General features: G+C 59.4%; 21 protein-coding genes. 20 read left to right on the top strand and 1 reads right to left on the bottom strand.

Translation table 11 applies throughout. The features are described from left to right. Positions 1-142 precede the first annotated feature (142 nt). The 3 genes from JOE34_RS23275 to JOE34_RS23265 all read left to right on the top strand — a co-directional run bounded on the left by JOE34_RS23275 (position 143) and on the right by JOE34_RS23265 (position 4,461). Positions 143-1,480 (top strand): MFS transporter, encoded by a 1,338-nt coding sequence (locus tag JOE34_RS23275; RefSeq protein ID WP_024693849.1) that lies wholly within the window; start codon positions 143-145, stop codon positions 1,478-1,480. Between the two features lie 492 nt (positions 1,481-1,972). Beyond that, on the top strand, positions 1,973-3,181 hold the full coding sequence (locus JOE34_RS23270) for an MFS transporter (RefSeq protein ID WP_003390808.1): 1,209 nt from the start codon (positions 1,973-1,975) through the stop codon (positions 3,179-3,181). Beyond that, entirely contained in the window at positions 3,181-4,461 is a 1,281-nt protein-coding gene (locus JOE34_RS23265) for an arsenic transporter (RefSeq protein ID WP_209996709.1), read from the top strand. Before JOE34_RS23270 ends, JOE34_RS23265 begins: the two co-directional genes overlap by 1 nt. Positions 4,462-4,609: 148 nt before the next feature. Here the strand turns inward: JOE34_RS23265 and JOE34_RS23260 are convergent, their stop codons facing one another. After that, positions 4,610-5,554 carry a DUF1853 family protein gene (locus tag JOE34_RS23260; protein WP_074908294.1) on the bottom strand — a complete coding sequence of 315 codons (945 nt, stop codon included), beginning with the start codon at positions 5,552-5,554 and terminating at the stop codon, positions 4,610-4,612. A 371-nt stretch (positions 5,555-5,925) separates the two neighbouring features. On the opposite strand from JOE34_RS23260, the gene JOE34_RS23255 reads away from it, so the two are divergent. The 17 genes from JOE34_RS23255 to JOE34_RS23175 all read left to right on the top strand — a co-directional run bounded on the left by JOE34_RS23255 (position 5,926) and on the right by JOE34_RS23175 (position 24,776). Further along, positions 5,926-6,993, top strand: a complete 1,068-nt coding sequence (locus JOE34_RS23255; RefSeq protein WP_003390801.1) for a diguanylate cyclase — start codon at positions 5,926-5,928, stop codon at positions 6,991-6,993. A 140-nt stretch (positions 6,994-7,133) separates the two neighbouring features. Further along, complete coding sequence (locus JOE34_RS23250; protein ID WP_003409651.1) at positions 7,134-8,024, top strand: NAD(+) kinase; 891 nt, start codon at positions 7,134-7,136, stop codon at positions 8,022-8,024. Beyond that, a complete protein-coding gene (locus JOE34_RS23245) occupies positions 8,024-8,989 on the top strand; it encodes a metallophosphoesterase (protein WP_003423161.1) in 966 nt (321 codons plus the stop codon). Before JOE34_RS23250 ends, JOE34_RS23245 begins: the two co-directional genes overlap by 1 nt. 2 nt (positions 8,990-8,991) lie before the next feature. Beyond that, complete coding sequence (locus JOE34_RS23240) at positions 8,992-9,864, top strand: rhomboid family intramembrane serine protease (protein WP_016567582.1); 873 nt, start codon at positions 8,992-8,994, stop codon at positions 9,862-9,864. Positions 9,865-9,892: 28 nt separating this feature from the next. Next, the gene (locus tag JOE34_RS23235) at positions 9,893-10,153 is read left to right on the top strand and encodes a DUF1315 family protein (protein ID WP_002554502.1); all 261 of its coding nucleotides are present in this window, start codon (positions 9,893-9,895) and stop codon (positions 10,151-10,153) included. Continuing rightward, on the top strand, positions 10,150-10,983 hold the full coding sequence (locus tag JOE34_RS23230; RefSeq protein ID WP_024647953.1) for a DUF2797 domain-containing protein: 834 nt from the start codon (positions 10,150-10,152) through the stop codon (positions 10,981-10,983). Before JOE34_RS23235 ends, JOE34_RS23230 begins: the two co-directional genes overlap by 4 nt. A 12-nt stretch (positions 10,984-10,995) precedes the next feature. Then, complete coding sequence (gene pepN / locus JOE34_RS23225; protein ID WP_046266145.1) at positions 10,996-13,662, top strand: aminopeptidase N; 2,667 nt, start codon at positions 10,996-10,998, stop codon at positions 13,660-13,662. 438 nt (positions 13,663-14,100) lie between these two features. Then, positions 14,101-14,754 (top strand): YjfI family protein, encoded by a 654-nt coding sequence (locus JOE34_RS23220; RefSeq protein WP_046266144.1) that lies wholly within the window; start codon positions 14,101-14,103, stop codon positions 14,752-14,754. Between the two features lie 26 nt (positions 14,755-14,780). Continuing rightward, a complete protein-coding gene (locus JOE34_RS23215; protein WP_003390786.1) occupies positions 14,781-15,488 on the top strand; it encodes a PspA/IM30 family protein in 708 nt (235 codons plus the stop codon). A 30-nt stretch (positions 15,489-15,518) separates the two neighbouring features. Then, positions 15,519-16,073: a rhomboid family intramembrane serine protease gene (locus JOE34_RS23210; RefSeq protein WP_003390783.1), complete on the top strand. Its 555-nt coding sequence runs from the start codon at positions 15,519-15,521 to the stop codon at positions 16,071-16,073. Between the two features lie 85 nt (positions 16,074-16,158). Beyond that, entirely contained in the window at positions 16,159-16,824 is a 666-nt protein-coding gene (locus JOE34_RS23205) for a DUF2491 family protein (RefSeq protein WP_003390781.1), read from the top strand. A gap of 13 nt (positions 16,825-16,837) precedes the next feature. Continuing rightward, positions 16,838-17,263: a DUF350 domain-containing protein gene (locus JOE34_RS23200; protein ID WP_003415711.1), complete on the top strand. Its 426-nt coding sequence runs from the start codon at positions 16,838-16,840 to the stop codon at positions 17,261-17,263. Between the two features lie 27 nt (positions 17,264-17,290). Next, on the top strand, positions 17,291-18,037 hold the full coding sequence (locus tag JOE34_RS23195) for a DUF1190 domain-containing protein (protein ID WP_003390775.1): 747 nt from the start codon (positions 17,291-17,293) through the stop codon (positions 18,035-18,037). An 11-nt stretch (positions 18,038-18,048) separates the two neighbouring features. After that, entirely contained in the window at positions 18,049-19,206 is a 1,158-nt protein-coding gene (locus JOE34_RS23190) for a glutathionylspermidine synthase family protein (protein WP_004418558.1), read from the top strand. Between the two features lie 516 nt (positions 19,207-19,722). After that, complete coding sequence (locus JOE34_RS23185; protein ID WP_044311708.1) at positions 19,723-21,078, top strand: DUF1329 domain-containing protein; 1,356 nt, start codon at positions 19,723-19,725, stop codon at positions 21,076-21,078. 233 nt (positions 21,079-21,311) lie between these two features. Then, positions 21,312-22,358, top strand: a complete 1,047-nt coding sequence (locus tag JOE34_RS23180) for a YCF48-related protein (protein WP_209996707.1) — start codon at positions 21,312-21,314, stop codon at positions 22,356-22,358. Positions 22,359-22,385: 27 nt separating this feature from the next. Further along, the gene (locus JOE34_RS23175; RefSeq protein ID WP_209996706.1) at positions 22,386-24,776 is read left to right on the top strand and encodes an RND family transporter; all 2,391 of its coding nucleotides are present in this window, start codon (positions 22,386-22,388) and stop codon (positions 24,774-24,776) included. Positions 24,777-24,894: the final 118 nt, after the last annotated feature.

Here is a 24,894-nt window from a genome sequence, read left to right as displayed (position 1 = left end):
TGGCAGAGCCTTTGGCATGAATCCTGCGCAGTTCGATGACAAGACGTCGGCCCTGACTACGTGGATGACACTTCTGGAGAGGGGCATCCGGGTCGCTGTCTCGATAATCGATCCATTCCAGATCAAGACGCCGAGGCCCGCCATGACAACTACTACCGTAGAGCAAGTCGATCCTGCCACGCTGAAAAAAGTCATCGTTGCTGCGGCCATCGGCAACTTCGTCGAGTGGTTCGATTTTGCCGTGTATGGCTTTCTGGCGACGACGATCGCATTGCAGTTTTTCCCCACCGGCGACAGCAGTGCGGCGTTGCTGAAGACCTTTGCCGTGTTCGCCGTGGCCTTCGCATTCAGACCGCTGGGCGGGATTTTCTTCGGCATGCTGGGTGACCGGATCGGGCGCAAGAAAACCCTGGCGATGACCATCCTGCTGATGGCCGGTGCAACCACACTGATCGGCCTGTTACCGACCTATGCCGCGATCGGTGTGATGGCGCCGGTGCTGCTGACCATCATTCGCTGTGCGCAGGGTTTCTCCGCCGGCGGGGAGTATGCCGGTGCCTGCGCCTACCTCATGGAACACGCACCACGCACGCAACGTGCCTGGTATGGCAGCTTCGTTCCGGTTTCGACGTTCTCCGCGTTCGCTGCCGCGGCAGTGGTGGCCTATGCGCTGGAGTCGTTTTTGTCGACTGAAGCCATGGGTAACTGGGGCTGGCGTCTGCCGTTTCTGATTGCTGCACCGCTTGGGTTGGTCGGGCTGTATCTGCGCTGGAAGCTCGATGAGACCCCGGCGTTTCAGGCGGTGGCTCAAGAGCACGCTGTTGCTCACTCGCCACTCAAGGACACCTTGCGCCATCATGCCGCCGCGATGTGCTGTCTGGGTGCATTCGTGTCATTAACGGCGTTGTCGTTCTACATGTTCACCACCTATTTCGCGACCTACCTGCAAGTGGCCGGTGGACTGAGCAGGGCAACGGCGCTGCTGGTCTCGTTGATCGCTCTGGCCTTCGCCGCCGCCCTCTGCCCACTGGCCGGTGCCTATTCGGACCGGGTAGGGCGCCGCGCCACCATGGCAACGGCCTGCATCCTGTTAATGGTCGTGGTGTTTCCGTCATTCCTGATGGCCAGCTCCGGCTCGTTCATCGCCTCGATCATCGGCGTCATGCTGCTTGCCGTGGGCGCAGTGCTATGCGGCGTGGTAACGGCTGCACTGCTGTCCGAAACCTTCCCCACCCGTACCCGCTACACCGCCTCGGCGATCACCTACAACATGGCCTACACCCTGTTCGGCGGCACCGCGCCGCTGATGGCGACCTGGCTGATTAGCATGACCGGCAGCAACCTGTCGCCCGCGTTCTACCTCATCGCCGTGGCAGCACTGGCAATGGCCGGCGGCATGGCCCTGCCGGAAACCTCGAAAATCTCGCTGCATGATGTACCTGTTGCAGGCGAGGAGCCGGTGGTGGGGTCAATTGCCTGAAGACTAGGGCCACAATATCGCTCACATCGCTGAACGCTGTGTGACGCGGAGCGTCACGAACTGCATTACCACGCGGAACGCTCATCTTTATACTTAGGTGCTGAAGAGCCGGGAAGACGGCGCTTTCAGGCTCCTGCCCGCAGGGCATGGGAGCAGACCGGGCGACGCTTCGCTTGTTCGCGAAGGCGTCGGTTCAGACGATGTATTTTCGGTGACTGTACCGGCGCTTTCGCGAACAAGTTCGCTCCCACGGCCTTCGGCCAGAATCAAAAACAGATGTGTGTGTAACGCTGAGCGCGGAGCATCGGCACGATAGTCAGAAACAGGAAAGAACCATGCCCGGCAGAGCACTTTCCGACCCGTCAGCAAAAACGCAACAAAACGTGGCACAGTCGCCCCGAAAAATGGCACATTGGCGCGCCTCGGTACGCGTGACACATCTTGTAATCATCCGTACCGGGTGACCCGCGAACCCTTTTACGGATAAATACCATGGCGACCAGTGCTCCGCCCGCGACGGCGAAGGCCTCGACCACCCCTCAAGCCAGTCCGCTGGTGATGCGCATCATCGGCGCCGTTGCCCTCGCGCACCTGGTCAATGACCTGATTCAAGCCATCCTCCCGTCGATCTACCCCATGCTCAAGGCCAGCTACGACCTGAGCTTCACCCAGATCGGCCTGATTACCCTGACATTTCAGATCACAGCCTCGCTGCTGCAGCCCTGGGTCGGTTATTACACTGATCGCCATCCCAACCCGCTGGTACTGCCCGTCGGATCGATCTGCACGCTGATCGGCATCGTAATGATGTCGATGGTCGGCAGCTTCCCCTTGATCCTGCTGGCCGCCGCGTTGATCGGCATCGGCTCTTCGACGTTCCACCCGGAAGCCTCGCGTATCGCGCGACTGGCCTCCGGTGGTCGCTACGGGCTCGCGCAATCGACCTTTCAGGTCGGTGGCAACACAGGCACGGCGTTCGGGCCGTTGCTGGCGGCGGCGATCATCATCCCGTTCGGCCAGGGCAATGTCGCCTGGATTGGCCTGTTTGCATTGTTCTCGCTGGGGCTACTGTACGCAATCAGCCGCTGGTATCGCGCGCACCTCAACCTGTTCAAGCTCAAGGCCGGTCAGGCCGCCACTCATGGTCTGTCCAGAAAGCGCGTGATCGCCTCGTTGGCAGTGCTGGCGTTTCTGGTGTTTTCCAAGTTCTTCTACATGACCAGCCTGACCAGCTATTTCACCTTCTACCTGATCGAGAAATTTGACCTGTCGGTTGCCAGCTCGCAATTGCACCTGTTCCTGTTTCTGGGCGCCGTGGCGGCGGGGACCTTTTTCGGCGGGCCGATCGGTGACCGCATTGGCCGCAAGGCGGTGATCTGGTTCTCGATTCTTGGTGCTGCGCCGTTCACCCTGGCGCTGCCCTATGCCGATCTGTTCTGGACCAGCGTACTCAGTGTGATCATCGGCTTTGTCCTGGCCTCGGCCTTTTCCGCCATCGTGGTCTACGCCCAGGAGCTGGTGCCTGGCAACGTGGGCATGATCGCCGGGCTGTTTTTCGGCCTGATGTTCGGCTTCGGCGGCATTGGCGCTGCCTTGCTCGGCTATCTGGCTGACAGCCACGGCATCCTGTTCGTCTACACGCTGTGCTCTTACCTGCCGCTGCTCGGCATCCTCGCGATTCTTCTGCCTCGGACCAAATAATGCTGCTAGCAACGCTGATTTTCCTGTTCACCATCACGCTGGTCATCTGGCAACCCAAGGGTCTGGGCGTAGGCTGGAGCGCCGTACTCGGGGCGATCCTGGCGTTGCTGACAGGCGTCGTGCACGTCAGTGACATCGCTGTGGTGTGGGGCATCATCTGGAATGCCACGGCAACGTTCATTTCGCTGATCATCATCACGCTGCTGCTCGATGAAGCCGGTTTCTTTGCTTGGGCAGCGCTGCATGTGGCGCGCTGGGGCAAGGGCAGCGGACGCCGTCTGTTTGCCCTGTTCGTGCTGTTCGGCGCGCTGGTGTCCGCCTTGTTCGCCAACGATGGTGCCGTGCTGATCCTCACCCCGATCGTCATTGCCATGATGCTGGCGTTGCGCTTCTCGCCTGCCTCGACACTGGCGTTCGTCATGGCGGCCGGTTTCATCGCCGATACGGCCAGCCTGCCGCTGGTGGTCTCGAATCTGGTGAACATCGTGTCGGCGGATTACTTCAAGATCGGTTTCAACCGTTACGCAGCGGTCATGGTGCCGGTGAATCTGGCCAGTGTCGCCGCCACACTGGCCGTGCTGATGTGGTACTTCCGTCGGGATATTCCCGCCGAGTTCGAGCCCGAGCAACTGGACAAGCCGGAAACGGTTATCCATGACCGGGCCACGTTTCTGGCCGGTTGGGCGGTGCTGGTGATTTTGCTGGTGGGCTGTTTCGCCCTTGAGCCGCTGGGCATCCCGATCAGTGCGATCTCGTCGGTGTGCGCAGTGTTGCTGCTGGGCATCGCTGCCAAAGGGCATACGATCAAGACGCGCAAGGTGATGAAAGAAGCACCGTGGCACATCGTGGTCTTTTCGCTGGGCATGTACCTGGTGGTCTATGGCCTGCGTAACGCCGGGCTGACCGATTACCTGGCCAATCTGCTGGACTGGTTCGCGGGCTATGGCATCTGGGGCGCGGCGATGGGCACCGGCCTGATGACGGCGTTCCTGTCTTCGATCATGAACAACATGCCCACGGTACTCATCGGGCTGCTGTCCATCGACGCAAGTCATGCCAGCGGCGCCATCCAGGAAGCGATGATCTACGCCAACGTGATCGGCAGCGACCTCGGTCCGAAAATCACTCCAATCGGCAGCCTGGCCACGCTGCTCTGGCTGCACGTGCTGCAGCGCAAGGGCATCACTATCAGCTGGGGCTACTACTTCAAGGTCGGTATCGTGCTGACCGTGCCTGTACTGCTGGTCACACTGGCTGCGCTGGCATTGCGGTTGAGTTGAGCGGATGACTGGTGTCGGCCCAGGCTGTGTAAAAACTACTGCGCTTGGCAATACTGCGTTAAAAACAGGCGAAAAATGCTCATTTAGAACACCTAAACTCCGCTTTTTCGCCTGTTTTTGCCTTGTCTTGCCTTCGCTCGTGACGTTTTTACACACCCTGGGCCAGATTCGGCCACATGTCCGACACCAGAAACAGCCGCTCGGCTTCCTCCCAGTGACCCTCGGCATTCTCCCTGAGGCGCACCAATAGCTGCGCCGGGGCCAGCGGGTCGAGTTCACTCAGCCATTCGTGCAACTGCTGATCGCTCCAGGCCTGGTTGTAGAGTGCCGGCGCCAGCCAGGCATGGCGCGGCAGGGGCTGCCAGCGTCCAGGGTGGCTTTGCGCCTGAAACGACTTCCAGTCACGCTGATGCAGCCAGCGACCCTTAAGGTGCTGCGGATGAACGCCGGCGGGCGATTGGCATGAGCCTGGCCACGGATACAGCAGGTAGCCGCCCAGCCACAACCGCGCACTGAACGCCTCGACCCCCAGCGCTGCCAGCGTCGCACGGCTTTCCGGACGTGCCGACATCGGCAACTGATGCTGGCTCAGATGAGTCAGCTTGCGGTCCAGCCGATCCTGGCAGCCCGGCCCCAGCCAGTGCGCCGGATCGCGGCCATCGCCGTCCTGCGGCCCCAGGTAAAGCTTGATCGCCAGTTCGACGTGGTGCACGCCGTCACCATCACGGAGCAGCATATCCAGCTCGCCCAGGGTCTGGTTGCCAAGCCTGATCGGCAGGTTGGCGGCGATTATTTCCACCCCTGGGGCATGCTGCACGGCGAATTGCCAGAGCCGTTCGTAATAGCGGCCCAGTCTTCGTGTGCTGGCCTGCGCGAGCCAGTCTTCGAGCGGGCGGCTGTCGCGGTCAAGTTGCTGGAGAAAATCCGTCAGTTGCTGCGGGGCTTTTACCCAGTCGCTGCCCGCCAGTGGATGGCGCTGCGGCCAAGGCGCGATTTCAAGCATGGGGGGCGCGAGGATCACCCAGGCAAGGTCGCGCACTTCGGAATGCCGCAATTGGCGGGGGAGATCGATCAGGCCGGGAAATAGAGTCATGCGCCGAGGATAGCGTGAGTCGCCGCCGACAGACAGCATGTTTGGCAAGCGGCATATTCGCGCTGGTGTTTCTGCTTCAAAGACAACGTATGACGTATGACGTGCGACAGGATGTTCATCGAATAACGAAAGGTTATCGAAAACTATCAGTGGCCTTCTCTTTGTGCAAACGGTCATTCATATCCAGTATATTGTTTGCGTCAAACAATTCAGGCACTGCTCAATTATGTTCATTGGCCGGTCTGTCTCAATTGTGGTCACCTTGTGGTGAACGTCATTCAATCAGTCGGTCGACGCTTGGGCTGCTTAATTATAGGTGGTCTTCAGGCGGCGGATATTTGACTCGGCAAGTCGGATGCCTGGAGTTTTCTATGAACGGTGACATGCAGACCCGTATAAAACAACTGCTCTCACCCGCCATTGCGCGCGTGCAATGTATTGCCATCGTTTGTTGGCTGGTTGTTCTTTCGGTCACGCCGTATCTGCAATTCGGTCTGCCGGAAATACTGCTGACCCTTGGCCTGCTGGGGGCGTGCGCCTGGCAATATCGCGCAGTCGACTTCAGAGTCTGGCGCTGCGTGGGCATGGCATTCGTGATCATTGTGGCACTGTGCTTTTCAAGGGCTGGGCATTTGCGCACCGGCACGGACATCAACTGGTCACTCTCGGTCGCCGTGATGATTATCCTGTGTTCGACATTGTTAGTGGTGTATACCCGGGATTATCTGGTGGTGGCGATACTCGCCTGGTGTATTCTCTCTCCCGCTCAGGGGGTCGATACCGACAGTGTCGCGGCTGTGTTCATGACGCTGTTCTTTATCACGTCGGTCAGTCTGGGCAGTGTGATGAATCATACTTACACGCGCACACTTCGTACGGTATTGAGTCTGGAACATCAGTTTCGCGAACTGTCGCTGACCGATGACCTGACCGCTATATTGAATCGCCGGGCATTGATGCAGGCACTGGACAATCATGTGCTGAATAACTCGGCCGGTTATTTTCTGATGCTCGACATTGATGACTTCAAAACGATCAATGATCAATTCGGTCACGACGCCGGTGATCAGGCACTTCGTGTTATGGCAGGCTGCCTGCAAAAGACCGTAGGCAGTCTCGCCTTCGGACGCATGGGCGGAGAGGAGTTCGGCGTGATCCTGCCAATGTGCAGTGAAGATGACGCTCGGGATTATGTGCTGAACCTGTTGGAGTGCATCAGAAAATCCCTCGCTGTCAGCCCGTTGACCTGCAGTGCCGGGCTGGCCGACATCCCTGCGGCAGCGGACAGCTCGGAAGTGCTCAAGACCGCCGATATCAATCTGTATCAGGCCAAGCGGGGCGGCAAGGACCGGGCATTCTGGCGAGGTGCGCAGATAGGCGGCCATCAGGCGGGCGGCATCAGTGTGGAATGCGATAAAACCCGCGTCCTGACACGGTAGGCGGGCATCGGACTTTATCGCGCTGCCCGTACCTTGTTGCAAGGTCCGCGAAACCCTTTTTAAACCCCGGTTTGCTGCGATCAGGCCCTTTCGCCCATAATCACGTTTTAAAGTCGTCTCGAACCCGCAGCAGGAGCCTCATGGAGCAATTTCGCAATATCGGCATCATCGGTCGCCTGGGCAGTGTTCAGGTGCTCGAGACCGTTCGCCGACTCAAGAGATTCCTGCTGGACCGCCACCTGCACGTCATTCTCGAAGAGACGATCGCCGAGGTCCTGCCCGGTCATGGCCTGCAGACCTCATCGCGCAAGATGCTCGGCGAGGTCTGCGACATGGTCATTGTGGTCGGCGGCGACGGCAGCCTGCTGGGCGCGGCGCGGGCACTGGCCCGGCATAACGTTCCGGTGCTGGGCATCAACCGTGGCAGCCTGGGCTTTCTGACCGACATCCGTCCCGACGAGCTGGAGGTCAAATGTGCCGAAGTGCTCGACGGGCATTACCTGGTCGAAAACCGTTTCCTGCTCCAGGCCGAAGTGCGTCGCCATGGCGAGGCCATCGGTCAGGGCGATGCGCTCAACGACGTGGTGCTGCACCCCGGCAAGTCCACGCGCATGATCGAATTCGAGATCTACATCGACGGTCAGTTCGTGTGCAGTCAGAAGGCTGACGGCCTGATCGTCGCCACCCCGACCGGATCGACAGCCTACGCGTTGTCGGCAGGCGGGCCGATCATGCACCCCAAGCTCGACGCCATCGTCATCGTGCCGATGTACCCGCATACCCTGTCCGGGCGGCCGATCGTGGTCGACGGCAACAGCGAGCTGAAAATCGTGGTGTCCAAGGACATGACCATTTACCCGCAAGTGTCGTGCGACGGTCAGAATCACTTCACCTGTGCGCCAGGTGACACCATTACGGTCAGCAAGAAACCGCAGAAACTGCGTCTGATCCATCCGTTGGATCACAACTATTACGAGGTCTGCCGCACCAAGCTCGGCTGGGGCAGCAAGCTCGGCGGCGGGGGCGATTAATGCTCGATCCGGCGCGTGGCTATGATCTGATCGGTGACGTGCACGGGTGTGCCCATACCCTCGAGCACTTGCTGGAGCTTCTCGGTTACCGTCTGCAGGCTGGCGTGTGGCGTCATCCCGAGCGTATCGTTATTTTCCTCGGCGACATCATCGACCGCGGCCCGCGTATTCGCGAATCGCTGCACATCGTGCGCGACATGGTTCAGGCTGGTCAGGCGTTGTGCATCATGGGCAACCATGAGTTCAACGCGCTGGGCTGGGTGACACCGGCCCTGTCCGAAAGCGGTCACCAGTTCGTGCGCGAGCACACCCCGCGTCACGCGCGGCTGATCGGCGAAACCCTGGCACAGTTCGAGCCGTATCCGGATGAGTGGAGCGAGTTCGTCAACTGGTTCTACGAGCTACCGCTGTACCTCGATGCCGGTCGCTTCAGGGTCGTGCATGCCTGCTGGGATGCGACGCTGATCGATCCGCTGCGTGGCCTGCATGGCACTGGGTGTATCGACCAGCATTTCGTCCAGGCGTCGGCAGTGCCCGGCAGCTTCGCCAGTAATGTCTTCAACCGTCTGCTGCGTGGCACCGACATGCGCCTGCCGCATGGCCTGACCCTGACTGGCGGTGATGGACTGACCCGCGAATTCTTCCGCACCAAGTTCTGGGAGGATGATCCGCAGACCTATGGCGACGTGGTCTTTCAGCCGGACGCCTTGCCCGAAGGGGTCGCCAAGACGCCATTGTCCACGTCGGAAAAGAACGCGTTGCTGCGGTATGGCATCAATGAGCCGCTGCTGTTTGTCGGTCATTACTGGCGCAGCGGCATCCCTGCGCCTATCCGGCCTAACCTGGCCTGTCTGGATTACAGCGCCGTGCTCTACGGCAAACTGGTCGCCTATCGGCTGGACCAGGAAACACAAATCGATCCGGACAAATTCGTCTGGGTCGACGTGCAGCGTCCCGAGGTTTGAGAATGAGTCCTGTAGCTGTCCTGCGTTTGCCGCTGACCACCGACCTGAGCGGTTTTGTCAGGCTGTTGCTGCGCTTGCAGATCCCTCACCGGGTCAGTGAAGAGGCTGGCGAGCAAGTCCTGTGGGTGCCGGACGCGCCGCGACTGGTCGAAGAAGTACGCGAGTTGTACACGCGCTTCCCCGAAGGTGACGAGCACGTGCAACTGACGCAAGACACCGGAAGCGCCACCTACAAGCCGCCCGGCCTGATCGAGCAGTTACGCAGCAGTCCGGTGACGGCGCTGGTGTTGCTGGTCACCTTGCTGGTCGCCGGCCTGACGCTGCTGGGCGATAACCTCGAAGCCGTCCGCTGGCTGACCTTTCAGGATTTCCGCATCAATGGCGAGTACGCAACGTTTCTGCCGTTGTCCGAAAGCCTCGCGTCCGGACAGTGGTGGCGGATCATTTCGCCCATGCTGATCCACTTCGGCATCCTGCACCTGGCCATGAACGGCATGTGGTTCTGGGAGCTGGGGCGGCGGATTGAAATTCGTCAGGGTAGCCTGTCGCTGCTGTTGCTGACCTTGCTGTTTTCGTCGGTTTCAAATTACGTGCAATACCTGTTCAGCGGCCCAAGCCTGTTTGGCGGACTGTCCGGCGTGTTGTATGGCTTGCTCGGGCATTGCTGGATTTTCCAGATGCTGGCGCCCAACCCGGTCTATCGCCTGCCGCGCGGCGTGTTGATCATGATGCTGGTCTGGCTGGCGCTGTGCCTGTCCGGGCTGGTGAGCATGCTCGGTTTCGGCGAAATCGCCAACGGTGCGCATGTCGGCGGGCTGATCATCGGTTGTGTCACCGGGCTGCTGGGTGGTGCGATTGCGCGCCGCAAGGCCTAGAATTACCCGCTATTTTCTGGAGTGCGCCATGTCGTCTTTTATAGAAATGATCGAAAACATCACCCCGGATATCTACGAGAGCCTGAAACTGGCTGTGGAAATCGGCAAATGGTCCGACGGTCGCAAGCTCACTCAGGAGCAGCGTGAGCTGTCGCTGCAGGCGCTGATCGCCTGGGAAGTGCAGAACCTGCCGGAAGACCAGCGTACTGGCTACATGGGGCCGCAGGAATGCGCCTCTAAATCGGCCCCAGTGCCCAATATCCTGTTCAAATCGGATGCTATTCATTGATCGAAATTGGTCGCGGAGCAGTCAACAAAATGTCGGCGCGTCAGGATGACACGTCGTGTGTGCAATACGCTTTTCGCCTCGGTGAGACCGAGATCGCGGTCAACCCGCTGATCGGCAAGACGCTGCGTCTGGAGTTTCTCGGCGCCATTCATTGCAGTCATTGCGGGCGCAAGACCAAGTCCAGCTACAGCCAGGGTTACTGCTACCCGTGCATGCTCAAGCTGGCGCAGTGCGACCTGTGCATCATGAGCCCGGAGAAATGCCATCACGATCAGGGTACCTGCCGTGATCCGGCGTGGGGCGAGCAGTTCTGCATGACCGATCACATCGTTTACCTGGCCAATTCCTCAGGCGTGAAGGTCGGTATTACCCGCTCAACGCAATTGCCGACCCGCTGGCTTGACCAGGGCGCAAGCCAGGCCCTGCCGATCCTGCGCGTGGCAACCCGTCAGCAGTCCGGCTTCGTCGAAGACCTGCTGCGCAGCCAGGTGGCCGATCGTACCAACTGGCGTGCCTTGCTCAAGGGTGACGCTCAGCCTGTCGACCTCAAGGCCATTCGCCAGGCGCTGTTCGACAGTTGCGGCGCAGGGCTGCAGGGATTGCAAGAACGATTCGGGCTGCAGGCCATCCAATTGCTACATGACGCCGAGCCTGTCGAGTTTCGTTACCCGGTCGAGGCGTATCCGACCAAGATTGTCAGCTTCAATCTGGACAAGAACCCGATTGCCGAAGGCACGCTGCTGGGGATCAAGGGCCAATACCTGATTTTCGACACGGGCGTGATCAATATCCGCAAGTACACGGCCTATCAGCTGGCCGTGCATCAGTAGAAGGATTCCAGCATGCGCACCGAACAACCGAAAATGATCTACCTGAAGGATTACCAGGCTCCCGAGTACCTCATTGATGAGACGAACCTGACATTCGAACTGTTCGACGACCACTCGCTGGTCCACGCGCAGCTGGTCATGCGCCGCAACCCTGAGCGTGGCGCAGGCCTGCCAGCGCTGGTGCTCGACGGCCAGAATCTGGAACTGGTCTCTGTCAAGCTGAGCGATGTCGAGCTGAGCGCTGCGGATTATCAACTGACCGACGACCACCTGACCCTGCACCCAAAGGCTGACACCTTTACGGTCGACAGCACCGTGCGCATCCATCCGGAATCCAACACCGCGCTGGAAGGGCTGTACAAATCCAGTGGCATGTTCTGCACACAGTGCGAGGCCGAAGGCTTCCGCAAGATCACCTATTACCTTGACCGTCCTGACGTGATGAGCAAGTTCACCACCACCGTCAGCGCTGACAAGCAGGGTTTCCCGATCCTGCTGTCCAACGGCAACCCGGTGGCTAGCGGCGAAGAAGAGGGTGGCCGGCACTGGGCGACCTGGGAAGACCCGTTCATGAAGCCGGCTTACCTGTTTGCACTGGTGGCCGGTGATCTGTGGTGTATCGAAGACACGTTCACCACCATGAATGAGCGGAACGTGACCCTGCGTATCTACGTCGAACCGGAAAACGTCGACAAGTGCCAGCACGCCATGACCAGTCTGAAAAAGTCCATGCGCTGGGACGAAGAGACCTACGGTCGCGAGTACGACCTGGACATCTTCATGATTGTCGCGGTCAACGACTTCAACATGGGCGCGATGGAAAACAAGGGCCTCAATATCTTCAACTCCAGTGCCGTGCTGGCGCGTGCCGAGACGGCGACCGACGCGGCACACCAGCGTGTCGAAGCGATCGTCGCCCACGAATACTTCCATAACTGGTCGGGCAACCGCGTGACCTGCCGTGACTGGTTCCAGCTGTCGCTCAAGGAAGGCTTCACGGTGTACCGCGACGCCGGTTTCTCGGCCGACATGAACTCGGCCACGGTCAAGCGTATTCAGGACGTTGCCTACCTGCGTACCCACCAGTTCGCCGAAGACGCAGGCCCGATGGCGCACGCCGTGCGCCCGGACAGCTTCATCGAAATCTCCAACTTCTACACCCTGACCGTGTACGAAAAAGGCTCGGAAGTGGTCGGCATGCTTCACACCCTGCTGGGCGCTGAAGGCTTCCGCAAGGGCAGCGATCTGTATTTCGAGCGCCACGACGGCCAGGCCGTGACCTGCGACGACTTCATCAAGGCCATGGAAGACGCCAATGGCGTCGATCTGACCCAGTTCAAGCGCTGGTACAGTCAAGCGGGCACGCCGCGTCTGGCGGTCAGCGAGTCGTACGACGCTGCGGCCAAGACCTACAGTCTGACCTTCCGCCAGAGCTGCCCGACCACACCGGGCCAGCCTGGCGACCAGAAGCAACCCTTCGTGATCCCCGTCGAACTGGGGCTGCTGGATAGCAAGGGTAGCGAGATTGCCCTGCGTCTGGGGAACGAAACGGCGGCGACCGGCACCACGCGGGTATTGTCGGTTATCGACGCCGAGCAGACCTTCACCTTCGTCGATGTCGCCGAAAAGCCGCTGCCTTCGCTGCTGCGCGGTTTCTCTGCGCCGGTCAAGCTGAGCTTCCCGTATGACCGCGACCAGTTGATGTTCCTGATGCAGCACGACAGCGATGGTTTCAATCGCTGGGATGCCGGTCAGCAGTTGTCGGTTCAGGTATTGCAGGAACTGATCGGCCAGCATCAGCAAGGTCAGCCATTGGTCATGGACCAGCGTCTGATCACTGCACTGGGCAGCGTGCTGGCGGACGACGGTCTTGATCAGGCGATGGTCGCGGAAATGCTTTCGTTGCCGGGCGAAGCTTATCTGGCCGAAATCAGCGAAGTGGCCGATGTCGATGCCATTCACGCCGCTCGCGATTTTGCCCGTCAGCAGTTGGCAGAGGGGTTGTTCGATGGGCTGCTGGCGCGCTATCAGGCCAACCGTGAAGTGTCGAAGGTCACGCCTTATGTTGCCGAAGCCGCTCACTTTGCCCGTCGCGCGCTGCAGAACATCGCGCTGTCGTACCTGATGCTCAGCGGCAAGCCGGAGGTACTGGCGGCCACTATCGACCAGTTCGACACCAGCGACAACATGACCGAGCGCCTTGCTGCGCTGGCCGTGCTGGTGAATTCGCCGTTCACTGCCGAGCGTGACAAGGCGCTCGCCGTGTTTGCCGAGAACTTCAAGAGCAATGCACTGGTCATGGATCAGTGGTTCAGCGTCCAGGCCGCGAGCACTCTGCCGGGCGGCCTGCAGCGTGTGCAGGAATTGATGAAACACCCGGCCTTCAGCATCAGGAACCCGAACAAGGTGCGTGCCTTGATCGGTGCCTTCGCCGGGCAGAACCTGGTCAACTTCCACGCGGCCGATGGCTCCGGCTATCGCTTCCTGGCGGACCTGGTCATCGAGCTGAACGCGCTGAATCCGCAGATCGCTTCTCGTCAATTGGCACCACTGACCCGCTGGCGCAAATATGACAGCGCCCGTCAGGCGTTGATGAAAGCCGAGCTGGAACGCATCCTCGCCTCCGGCAAACTGTCTGCGGACGTGTATGAAGTGGTGAGCAAAAGCCTGGCGGAATGAGGGTTGTCCAGTGCCTGACAGGCACTTGTGAGAAAGGCGCTGTCCGCTGCTGCGGACAGCGCCTTTTTTTATGCGGATGTCCCGTCGCCGTGCGGGTTCTGACTATCGTGCCAATGCTCCGCGTTGGCATGCATTGGGTGACGCTCTGCGTCACGAAATGCGCTGCCACGCGGAGTGCTAATCGTTATACACAAATCCGCTTTTGATTCTGGCCGTAGGCCGTAGGAGCGAACTTGTTCGCGAAAGAGCAGGTGTTCTCCGAAAATGCATTGTCTGAGCTACCGTCTTCGCGAACAAGTTCGCTCCTACGCCCTTCGGACAGAAGCAAGATGACGATATCCTCTCCCGCAAAAATCTCACATGTGATGTGTATCTATCCTTGAATGCATCTGCTACGTTGCTCACCTGATCCAAGGCCAGCAACAGAGGGAAGCGCCAATGCCTCGTAAAACCCAGGGCGATAACGCAGCGGTCCCGGCCAAGGTTTCCAAGAGTTCCACCGATTACATGCGTGAAATGCGCCTGCGGCTCAAGGAGGCGGGGCTGGTGAAGCGCGAATTCTGGATCCGGCCCGAAAATGTCGATGCCCTGCGGGGTATCGAAAAAGCCTTAAGACAGCCCTTTTTGGGCGACAGAATAAAACTGGAGGACTTCATGACCGAGAATACCCACTGGACCATCAGCTCCCTGCAGAAGGCACTCAGCGAACTGGAACTGGTGACGAACGGCAAGATCGAGCTCGACGTGACCGAGGGCGATGCCTCGGGGATCAGGCTGACCATGGCCGACTACGGCGACCTGCCGATCTACATCGCCGTGGAAGGCGAGCAGATTCTCGCCGATGCGACGTTGATCGAAGTGAACAAGGTCAAGAACGTACAAGCATTCAACGACGTTGTGCTGCGCAGCCGCGACCTGTTTCCGCTGTCGTCGGTCGGCATCGAAAAGCTGGGCGGCGGTCAGGAAGTCTACTGCCTGTTCGGCGCATTGAGCGCGGCATCGTCGCTCACGGTCGTGGTGCAGGAAATCCTCACCCTCGCGGACAACGTGATCCGTGCGGCCGATGCTTTTGAAGATCATTTCATCTACTGAACAGCGCTGTCAGGCGGAGAACATTCATGACTACAAGTATCTGGAAAAAACTGGTGACCGCTGTTCGTGGCGGCGCTTCCGAAGTGGGCGAGTCGATTGCCGACGCCAATGCCATCCGCATTCTGGACCAGGAAATCCGTGACGCCGAGAACGCGCTGGTCAAGGCCCGCGACGGACTGATCACTATCAAGGCCAAGCACAAACTCTCGGCACAGCGTCTTGAAGAGCACGCCACCAGCATTGCCAACTGGGAAGGTCGCGCCATGCAGGCCCTGAACAAGGGCGAAGAAGAGCTGGCCGTAGAATGCGCGAACAAGATCGCCGAAATCGAAGCACTGCGTGATCAGGAGCAGGAACTGGCCGATCAGTTCAGCAAGCAGGTCAACCTGTTGCAGGATCAGGTGATCAAGGCCGAGTCGCGAATCAAGAGCCTCAAGCAACAGGTCGAGATGGCCAAGGCCCGTGAAACCGTGCAAAAGGCCCGTGTTGCTACGGCCACTGCAACCGGTGGTGCCAGCGGCGCCGTGGAAACCGCAGTCGGCTCGCTGGCACGCCTCAAGCAGCGCCAGGATGAACAGGACGCCAAGCTTGAAGCAGCTGAAGAAATAGCCAGCCAGTCCAGCGGCAGCGATCTGGAGCGTCGTCTGCAGGATGCCGGAATCGGTGCCAAAAGCGGCGGTGCGCAGGATGTATTGGCGCGCCTGAAAGCCAAAAGTCAGACGCCGGCTCAGTAAGCGCTGCAATAAGGCAGGCGAGGGTGGTGCATGGCGTTTTCCCGACGACTAAAGGTCATCCTCGTCCTGTCGGCCGTGTTGATTGCGGTACAGGCAATCAACTCGATCACCGGCAATAGTCTGGTCCATTTCGGTATCATGCCGCGCAGCCTCATCGGGTTGCGCGGCATTGTGTTTGCCCCCTTCCTGCACGGGTCGATTCAGCACTTGCTCAGCAATCTGTTGCCGTTCATTGTGCTGAGCTGGCTGGTGGCGACCGAGGGTGTCAGGCGTTATGCATGGGTCGCCGGGCTGGTCTGCCTGCTAGGCGGGCTGCTGGTCTGGAGCTTCGGTCGCAGCAATGTCCACGTCGGCGCAAGCGGTCTGATTTTTGGTTTGTGGGCTTATCTGCTGGCGCGGGCGTGGTATCAGCGCAGTATCGCCAGCGTGCTGATTGCGCTGCTGGTACTGGCCGCTTACAGCGGGCTGGTGTTCGGCTTCGTTCCGGTGGCCGGCGTGTCGTTCGAGTCACATATCGCTGGTGCATTTGCGGGCGTTTGTGTGGCCTGGCTGATGCATTCCAGGGCATTGCTGGCGCAGAAGTGAGTCAGTCTCACGCGCGCAGGCAGTGCGCCTGTTGCGCTTGAAGAGCGTTATATATCGTCACCTGTCGACTGCAAGGAAATGGATTATGAGTTGGTTCAAACGGGCTATGGGCCTGGAAGCCCCCAAGGCATCAGGCCGTGACAGCACACAACCGGTCAGCACGGTGAGTCCGCTGGGGCTGGCGTCCGGACGCATGCTGTGCCTGGACAGTTCACTGAAGCTGTTGCTCGATGGTCACTCGGAAGTGGTCGTCCCGGGCGATGAAAAGGTCTGGTCCGTAGGGCATATCGATCTCGGCCAGTCCATGGCGCTGCATCGTTTCTACCTCGATAACGAGGACTACTTTCTGCAAGTGGTCAGCGACGGCCCCAATCCGGAAGACGTGCAGGACATCATCCTGTTCGGCTACTACAGTGCCGAGCCGATCACCAGCAAGGATGAATTGCTGCGCCTGACCGGCCCGTCGTCGAAGATCGGCCTGCCGACCTACGAGCACGATGGCGAGGTCTTCGAGCGGCAATGGGGGACTTCACCCGGCCAGACCGAACTGACGCCACTCGATGAAGACATCGTCAGTCCTGACGCGACTTATCGCGTCAAGCACCTGAGCATGCTGTACGCCCGCGAGACGGGACTGATTAACCGCCGTGAGTTTCTGCTGTTTTCCGTAGAGGAAGACGAGGAGGGCAGCATCACGCTCACCACGGCAGTCGGCATCACGCTGCAATCCACTGATATCAACGTTCTTTGACAAGGAAATCCTCATGATCGACGCGCTACGTATGTCGCTCAATGCCACTGCTGTGTTCGGCTTCGTCCTGTACATCCTGGTGGCGGCGATTCTGTTCGCGCTGTTCCAGTTCATCTACAGCCGGATCACGCCACACAAGGAATTTGCGCTGATTCGCGAGAACAACAGTGCCGCTGCGCTGGCCTTGGGTGGTTCGCTGATCGGTTTCGCGCTGCCGGCCAGTAACATCATCAGCTACAGCATCAGCATCCTGGATGTGGTCGTCTGGGCAGTGATTGCCGCCGTTGTGCAACTGCTGGCGTTCGGCGTTACCAGCCTGGTGCTCAAAGGCCTGTCGACGCGTATCGCCAAGGGCGAAATGGCGGCAGCCATCTATTCGGCCAGCGTCGCGATCAGCGTCGGTCTTCTCAACGCCGCCTGCATGACCCCGTCGGTCTGACGGCAGCCTTGAACAAGGAGACTCACGATGAGACGTAGTTCAGTAAAACTGGTACTCGCCGGTGCGCTGCCGCTGGCCCTTGCCGGGTGCGGTCCGTCCGAGCAAAAGGACACCGTCAACGCCAAGGCCAACTTCAGTTCGGTGCAGGAATGCGCCGATGCCAAGGTGCCGGTGAATATCTGTTCGGATGCCTACATGCAGGCGCTGTCCGATCATCGCCGCATTGCGCCGACCTATGACGACAAGGCCTCCTGCGACGCGGACTTCGTACCGGATTATTGCCAGGTCACCTCTGACGGCAAGTACATGCCCAAGCTCGGCGGCTTCGAACTGGGCTTTTCCGGGCAAGTGCCGAAAGAGGCGCTGGACCGGGCCAATCAGGAAGTCAACCAGTCTGCTTCGGCAGGCATGAGTGGCACCACCGGGCTGATGGCCGGCTTGCTGATCGGCAATCTGCTCAGCAACGGTTTCGGCAATAACCGCTATTACTCGCAGCCCATCTATCAGACGCGCGATGACCGTGGCGGCTATTACAGCTCCTCTCTGCCCAGCCAGATCGATCGCGGCAAGACCTTCGGGCGCTCGACTCAGGCGCAATCCAGCCCGGATCGCAGCTACGGCAGGAGCACCCTGGGGCGCAACCTGGGCAGCTCGGGTTCCGGCTCGTCCTCGGTGTCATCGACTATCTCGCGCGGCGGCTTCGGCAGCCAGGCTTCGGCACGCAGTGGCTGGGGCGGCAAGAGCAGCAGTGGCAGCGGCAGTTTCGGAGGCTGACGGTTCGCGGCATGAAAAAGATCAGCATCGAGGAACGTCCGGACTGGCGCACCACCGCCGAACGTGAAGGGTTCAACTTTCACACCATCGACGGCGAGCGTTACTGGGACGAGCGCGGGTATTACCTGTTCAGCGAACAGCAGATTACCCGCGATCTTGAAGCGCCCACCCAGGAGCTTCACCAGATGTGCATGGACGCCGTGGCGCGAGTGGTGGACAGCGAAGCGCTGCTCCATCAACTGGCGATTCCGGAAGCGTTCTTCGACCTGATCCAGACCTCGTGGAAGGAGGGACATCCGCATCTGTACGGGCGCTTCGATTTTGCCTACGACGGTACGGGCCCGGCAAAGATGTACGAAATCAATGCCGATACGCCGACCAGTCTGATGGAAGCGGGGGCGGTGCAGCTGCTCTGGCTGGAAGAGCAGATGGCACGCGGCGTGTTGCCTGCGCATGCCACCCAGTTCAACTCGATTGCCGAGGACCTGGTTCGGGCCTTTGCCGAGTTTCCCGGCACGACTCCCTTCTACTTTTCGGCGATGTCCGGTTCCATCGAAGACCGGGGCACCACCGATTTCCTGCGGCGTATGGCAGCACACGTCGGCATTGATGCGAGGCATATCGATATCGAAGACATCGGGCTCGGCGCTGACGGGCGTTTTGTCGATCTGGACGGGCGCTGGATCGAGCGCTTGTTCAAGCTGCATGCGTGGGAGCACATCTTTCACGAGGAGTTCGGCCAGCACGTGTCAGCCGCTGGCACCCAGTTCGTCGAACCCGCGTGGAAGGCGATTCTCAGCAATAAGGGGATTCTGCCGTTGTTGTGGCAGTTCAACGAAGGCCATCCGAACCTGCTGCCTGCGCACGTCGACCAGGACCCGAACAAAGCGGTCCCCAAAGGCTGGGTACGCAAACCGTACTTTTCCCGTGAGGGCGCCAACATTGAAATGCGCACGCCCGGCGATCAGGTCATCTCGGTCGATGGGCCGTACACTGATGCGCCCTACATTCTGCAGGCCTACTCGCCGCTTCCGCGATTCGGCGACAGCTACACGCTGATCGGCTCCTGGGTCATCGGCGATCTTGCGTCAGGGATCGGTATTCGTGAAGACGACAGCCTGATCACCAAGGACACCAGTCGCTTTCTGCCACACGTTGTCATCGACTGAGCCTTGCCTGTCGTCACCCGGTGTTACTGGCTTCGAGCACGTAACACTCTTGTTGTTACCCTCTGTTCATATACCCGCCAATAAGTCGCCGTAATGAGTTGCCTTGTGAGTGCGGTGTCTGACAATCAAACAGACGCTGTCGTTGTTTTTAATTCTGGTCATAACGCGGGTGCGCGATAGTTCAGATCTGTACCTTATATAAGTAGTGATCTGTTCTTTATCGCGTATTGGCATTCGCGTTGCATTACTGTGGGCTATTACGGGTGCCTGTTTTGTTGGTGTTTAACAGCGTGTTGTCCATTCTTCTTGTTCTGTGAAGTTTCCTACAGACGTATACCCGATAGATAACCTGTTCGCGGTAAGAATACGTGGGCAATTCAGTTCGCCTGTTCAACATACGGTTATTGGCCGAGCGTCAATAACCGTCTCGCCCTCATAACCTGCCGTTTACACGGAACCAATCCCGGCCTGGACGCCATACATGCGTCCCGACGTGGCCATGCAAGGAGAGCCCACATGCTCATGAAACAACGGCTGGGCAGCGCGCTGGCGCTGCTGTTCACGATCAACACCTGCCAGGCAGTCGATACCACGTTACTCGGGAGTCGTTTGACCCCGCTGGGAGGCGAGATGGCAGGTAATGCCACGGGGACCATTCCGCCCTGGACGGGCGGAATCACCCGACCGCCGTCCGGATACAAGGGGTCGGGCACTCGGCATGTCGACCCGTATGCGGCTGACAAGCCCCTGTTCACCATCACTCACGCCAATATGCAGCACTACCGCACGCGCCTGACGCCAGGGCAGGTGGCGATGTTCGAAACCTACCCCGACAGCTACCGGATGCCGGTATACCCCACGCGACGTTCCGGATCGGCACCGCAATGGGTGTACGACAACACCCGCCGCAATGCGCAGAAAGCCCGATTGATCGGCGGCGGCAATGGTTTTGTCGACGCCTACGGTGGCATTCCATTTCCCCTTCCGGAAAAGGGCATTCAGGCCGTGTGGAATCACATTGTCCGGTATCGCGGCCATTATGCGGTGCGGCGCACTTCGGAAGTCGCTATAAAGCGCGACGGCAGTTTCAAACTGAACACTTCGCGTCAGGAAGTGCTGTTTCGCTTCTACGATCCTGCGGGCAGCTTTGCCAGTCTGGATAATGTGCTGTTCTATTACCTGTCGTTTATCCAGTGCCCGACGCGCATGGCCGGTTCTGCCGTGCTGGTCCATGAAACACTGGACCAGATTCAGGAGCCGCGGCAGGCGTGGGCCTACAGTGTGCGGCAACGTCGGGTACGCCGCGCGCCGAGTCTGGCTTACGATATGCCTATTCCGGCCTCTGAAGGCTTGCGCACGGCCGACGATACCGACATGTTCAATGGCTCGCCGGATCGGTACGACTGGACCTTAGTGGGCAAACGCGAGATTTATATTCCCTACAACAACTACCGGATTTCCAGCCCCGACATTACCTATCGGCAATTATTGCAGGTGGGTCATCTCAACCCGGCCTACACGCGCCATGAGTTACATCGTGTGTGGGTGGTGGAGGGCACACTCAAACCGACCGCGCGTCATGTCTATTCAAGACGCACGCTGTACCTGGACGAGGACAGTTGGCAGGCCGCAATCGTCGATCAGTACGATGCCCGAGGGCAGTTGTGGCGCGTTTCTATGGCGTACCTGAAAAACTATTACGAACTGCCGACGACCTGGTCCGCTCTGGACGTTTTCCATGACCTGCAGGCGCGGCGTTATCACGTACAGAACCTCGACAATCAGGAGCCTGGCACCAGTGACTTCTCTCAGCCGGTACCCAGCGTGAACGCCTTCAAACCAGCGGCCTTGCGGCGCAGGAGCATTCGCTGACCGGCGCCTGGTCAATCCGCCCGATCAACCGTCGTTATGTTTCATCAATCACATCCCGCGCGCTTAACAAAAGATAACGACATGTCGATTGTCAGGCATTTGCAAAGCTGCCTAGGATGGCCGAGCTTCCAGACAGGTAGCGCCATAGCGCTGCGGGCGTTGGCATCGATATGAGTTGTCCGGCACCCGCACCCGATAACAGCCACCTGATAATAATAAGAGCGGAAAAGTCCATGCGTGAGTCTTTCCATCGTCGCACCTGGTTATGCGCGGGCATGTCCCTGGCTGTCGTTGCGTCATCCCTGTTTGCGCTGCCAGCCATGGCTGGCTCCGAGGCGGTACCCATGGCCACCGCTGCCGACACGTCTGTTTATGCCATCGAGTCGGCCAAAGCCTCTCGCACGTTATTACTGGACGTCGCCCATGCGGGTGCGCGGCTGGTCGTGGTGGGTGACCATGGGCATATTCTGCTTTCCGATGATCAGGGCAACACCTGGAGTCAGGCCCGCGTGCCTACCCGGCAGTTGTTGACGGCTGTGTTTTTTGTGGATGAACAGCACGGTTGGGCGGTCGGTCACGACGCGCAGGTACTGGCCAGCAGCGATGGCGGCAAGAGCTGGAACAAGCAGTTCGAGGACTTGAAGCGCGAGGCTCCGCTGCTGGATGTCTGGTTCAAGGACCTCGACAACGGCTTGGCCATCGGTGCCTACGGCCTGCTGCTGAGCACGGCCGATGGCGGGCTGCACTGGGAAGACGTCAGCGACCGGTTGGACAACGAGGACCAATACCACCTGAACGGCATCACTCAAGTCAAAGACGCCGGCCTGTTCATTGTCGGCGAAGCGGGCAGCATGTTTCGCTCCCGCGACGAGGGACAGACCTGGGAGAAAATCGCCGGCCCGTATCAAGGCTCGTTATTCGGCGTGATCGGCACGGCTCAGCCGTCCACGCTGCTGGCCTATGGTCTGCGCGGCAATTTGTTTCGCTCCAGCGATTTTGGTGACAGCTGGCAGCCCATCGAACTTAAGGGCGCGCGCGGGCCGCTCGAGTTCGGTCTGGCCAGCGCCACGCTGCTGGCCGATGACTCGCTGGTGCTGGTCGGCAATGGCGGCAGTGTCATGCGCAGCACCGATGACGGGGAAACATTCGCGGTCTTCAATCGACCTGATCGCATCTCGTTGGCCGGGGTCACCGGCAACCCTCAGGGCAATCTGATTCTGGTCGGGCAGGGCGGCGTTCGCCTCACCTCGCCGACGGGCGCCGATACGACCCAACAATAAGACCTTTCAGGGCGGGGATATTCAGGCATGAGCACGCACCAGCACGCGCAAGATTCGGATGAAAAGGCAACCTTCCTTGAACGCCTGATTTTCAACCATCGCCCGGCAGTCATCATCCTCTGCCTGCTGGCCAGCCTCTTTCTGTTCTGGCAGGCCACGCAGGTGCGGCCTTCCACCAGTTTCGAGAAGATGATCCCGCTGTCTCATCCGTTCATTCAGAACATGATGGAACACCGCAACGATCTGGCGAATCTGGGTAACACCGTTCGTATCTCGGTGGAGGCCAAGGACGGCGACATCTTCTCCAGACAGTACATGGAGACGCTGCGTCAGATCAGCGACGAGGTGTTCTATATTCCCGGCGTCGACCGGTCTGGCCTGAAATCGCTGTGGAGCCCGAGCGTACGCTGGACCGAAGTGACGGAGGAGGGCTTTGCCGGAGGCGAAGTGATTCCGCAGAGTTACAACGGTTCGGAGGAGAGTCTGGATCTGTTGCGCAACAACATACTCAAGTCCGGACAGGTCGGACGGTTGGTGGCCAACGATTTCAAATCCAGCATCATTGATGTGCCGTTGCAGGAGTCCTACCCCGACCCGGCAGATCAGGGCAAGTTGCTGGCGCTGGACTATCAGCAGTTCTCGCACCAGCTTGAAGAGAAGATCCGCGATAAGTACGAAGCACAGAACCCCAACATCAAGATTCATATCGTCGGTTTCGCCAAGAAGGTCGGTGATCTGATCGACGGTCTGTTCATGGTGGTGATGTTCTTCGGCATCGCCTTTCTGATCACGCTGGTGCTGCTGATCTGGTTCACACGGTGTATCCGTAGCACGGTGGCGGTACTGAGCACCACGCTGATTGCGGTGATCTGGCAATTGGGGCTGATGCACGTCGTGGGGTTCGGTATTGACCCGTACTCGATGCTGGTGCCGTTCCTGATCTTTGCCATCGGCATTTCCCATGGCGTGCAGAAAATCAACGGTATCGCCTTGCAATCCAGCGAGGCCGAAAACGCATTGATGGCGGCGAAGCGTACCTTCCGTCAGCTATTCCTGCCGGGCATGATCGCGATTCTGGCCGATGCGGTCGGCTTTATTACGCTGCTGATTATCGACATCGGAGTGATCCGCGAGCTGGCCATCGGCGCTTCCATTGGTGTGGCGGTGATCGTGTTCACCAACCTGATCCTGCTGCCGGTGGCGATTTCCTACGTGGGCATCAGCAAGCGGGCGATCAATCGCAGCAAGCAGGATGCGGTCTCCGAGCATCCGTTCTGGCGCTTGCTGTCCAACTTTGCCAGCCCAAAGGTTGCGCCGGTCTCCATCGTGCTGGCGCTGCTGGCCTTCGGTGGCGGCCTCTGGTACAGCCAGAACCTCAAGATCGGCGACCTGGACCAGGGCGCGCCGGAACTGCGTCCCGATTCACGCTACAACAAGGACAACGCATTCATTATCAATCATTACTCCACCAGTTCGGACGTGCTGGTGGTGATGGTCAAGACGCCACCAGAAGGTTGCTCGGCTTATCCGACAATGTCAGCGATCAACGAGCTGGCCTGGAAGATGGAAAACACCCAGGGCGTGCAGTCGGCCATTTCCCTGGTGACGGTGTCGAGACAGATGATCAAGGGCATGAACGAGGGCAACCTGAAATGGGAGAGCCTGTCGCGTAACAAAGATGTGCTGAACAACTCCATCGCCCGCGCCGACGGCCTGTACAACAACACCTGTTCGCTGGCGCCCCTGCTGGTGTTCCTCAACGACCATAAGGCCGAGACTTTGGACCGTGCGGTGCATGCAGTGCAGCACTTCGCTAAACAGAACAACACGCCGGACCTGCAATTTCTGCTGGCCGCCGGCAACGCCGGTATCGAGGCCGCTACCAACGAAGTGATCAAGCAGTCCGAGCTGGTGATTCTGGTGCTGGTCTACCTCTGCGTGGCCGCGATGTGCATGATCACCTTCCGCTCATGGGCCGCCACGCTGTGCATCGTCCTGCCGCTGGTGCTGACCTCGGTGCTGGGCAACGCCCTGATGGCCTTCATGGGCATCGGCGTCAAGGTCGCGACCTTGCCGGTGGTGGCGCTGGGCGTGGGCATCGGCGTCGATTACGGCATCTACATCTACAGCCGTCTGGAAAGCTTCCTGCGCGCCGGTCTGCCGTTGCAGGAAGCCTATTACGAAACCCTCAAATCCACCGGCAAGGCCGTGCTGTTCACCGGCCTGTGTCTGGCCATCGGTGTGTGCACCTGGATCTTCTCGGCGATCAAGTTCCAGGCCGACATGGGCCTGATGCTGACCTTCATGCTGCTGTGGAACATGTTTGGCGCGCTATGGCTGCTGCCCGCGCTGGCGCGGTTTCTGATCAAGCCGGAGAAGATGGCGGGGAAGGTGGGGAACTCGTTGTTTTCGCATTGAGACACACATGAGGTTATCCATCCTCTTCTTGGTGATGTGTCTTCGCTCTGTGCTGAACGTTTCGCAGCGCGCGGTTGCTTTGTTGAACGGCTTGTGGCAGGTCAAGGTTGTCTTGACC

Source organism: Pseudomonas sp. PvP028 (assembly GCF_017832255.1).
Lineage (GTDB): Bacteria > Pseudomonadota > Gammaproteobacteria > Pseudomonadales > Pseudomonadaceae > Aquipseudomonas > Aquipseudomonas syringae.
This window is presented reverse-complemented; position numbering and strand designations above follow the sequence as displayed.

Bases quoted from the DNA above. Each gene is read 5' to 3' on its own strand.
- JOE34_RS23275 (WP_024693849.1), top strand. From the start codon at position 143: ATGACAACTACTACCGTAGAGCAAGTCGATCCTGCCACGCTGAAAAAA.
- JOE34_RS23270 (WP_003390808.1), top strand. From the start codon at position 1,973: ATGGCGACCAGTGCTCCGCCCGCGACGGCGAAGGCCTCGACCACCCCT.
- JOE34_RS23265 (WP_209996709.1), top strand. From the start codon at position 3,181: ATGCTGCTAGCAACGCTGATTTTCCTGTTCACCATCACGCTGGTCATC.
- JOE34_RS23260 (WP_074908294.1), bottom strand. From the start codon at position 5,554: ATGACTCTATTTCCCGGCCTGATCGATCTCCCCCGCCAATTGCGGCAT.
- JOE34_RS23255 (WP_003390801.1), top strand. From the start codon at position 5,926: ATGAACGGTGACATGCAGACCCGTATAAAACAACTGCTCTCACCCGCC.
- JOE34_RS23250 (WP_003409651.1), top strand. From the start codon at position 7,134: ATGGAGCAATTTCGCAATATCGGCATCATCGGTCGCCTGGGCAGTGTT.
- JOE34_RS23245 (WP_003423161.1), top strand. From the start codon at position 8,024: ATGCTCGATCCGGCGCGTGGCTATGATCTGATCGGTGACGTGCACGGG.
- JOE34_RS23240 (WP_016567582.1), top strand. From the start codon at position 8,992: ATGAGTCCTGTAGCTGTCCTGCGTTTGCCGCTGACCACCGACCTGAGC.
- JOE34_RS23235 (WP_002554502.1), top strand. From the start codon at position 9,893: ATGTCGTCTTTTATAGAAATGATCGAAAACATCACCCCGGATATCTAC.
- pepN (WP_046266145.1), top strand. From the start codon at position 10,996: ATGCGCACCGAACAACCGAAAATGATCTACCTGAAGGATTACCAGGCT.
- JOE34_RS23220 (WP_046266144.1), top strand. From the start codon at position 14,101: ATGCCTCGTAAAACCCAGGGCGATAACGCAGCGGTCCCGGCCAAGGTT.
- JOE34_RS23215 (WP_003390786.1), top strand. From the start codon at position 14,781: ATGACTACAAGTATCTGGAAAAAACTGGTGACCGCTGTTCGTGGCGGC.
- JOE34_RS23210 (WP_003390783.1), top strand. From the start codon at position 15,519: ATGGCGTTTTCCCGACGACTAAAGGTCATCCTCGTCCTGTCGGCCGTG.
- JOE34_RS23205 (WP_003390781.1), top strand. From the start codon at position 16,159: ATGAGTTGGTTCAAACGGGCTATGGGCCTGGAAGCCCCCAAGGCATCA.
- JOE34_RS23200 (WP_003415711.1), top strand. From the start codon at position 16,838: ATGATCGACGCGCTACGTATGTCGCTCAATGCCACTGCTGTGTTCGGC.
- JOE34_RS23195 (WP_003390775.1), top strand. From the start codon at position 17,291: ATGAGACGTAGTTCAGTAAAACTGGTACTCGCCGGTGCGCTGCCGCTG.
- JOE34_RS23190 (WP_004418558.1), top strand. From the start codon at position 18,049: ATGAAAAAGATCAGCATCGAGGAACGTCCGGACTGGCGCACCACCGCC.
- JOE34_RS23185 (WP_044311708.1), top strand. From the start codon at position 19,723: ATGCTCATGAAACAACGGCTGGGCAGCGCGCTGGCGCTGCTGTTCACG.
- JOE34_RS23180 (WP_209996707.1), top strand. From the start codon at position 21,312: ATGCGTGAGTCTTTCCATCGTCGCACCTGGTTATGCGCGGGCATGTCC.
- JOE34_RS23175 (WP_209996706.1), top strand. From the start codon at position 22,386: ATGAGCACGCACCAGCACGCGCAAGATTCGGATGAAAAGGCAACCTTC.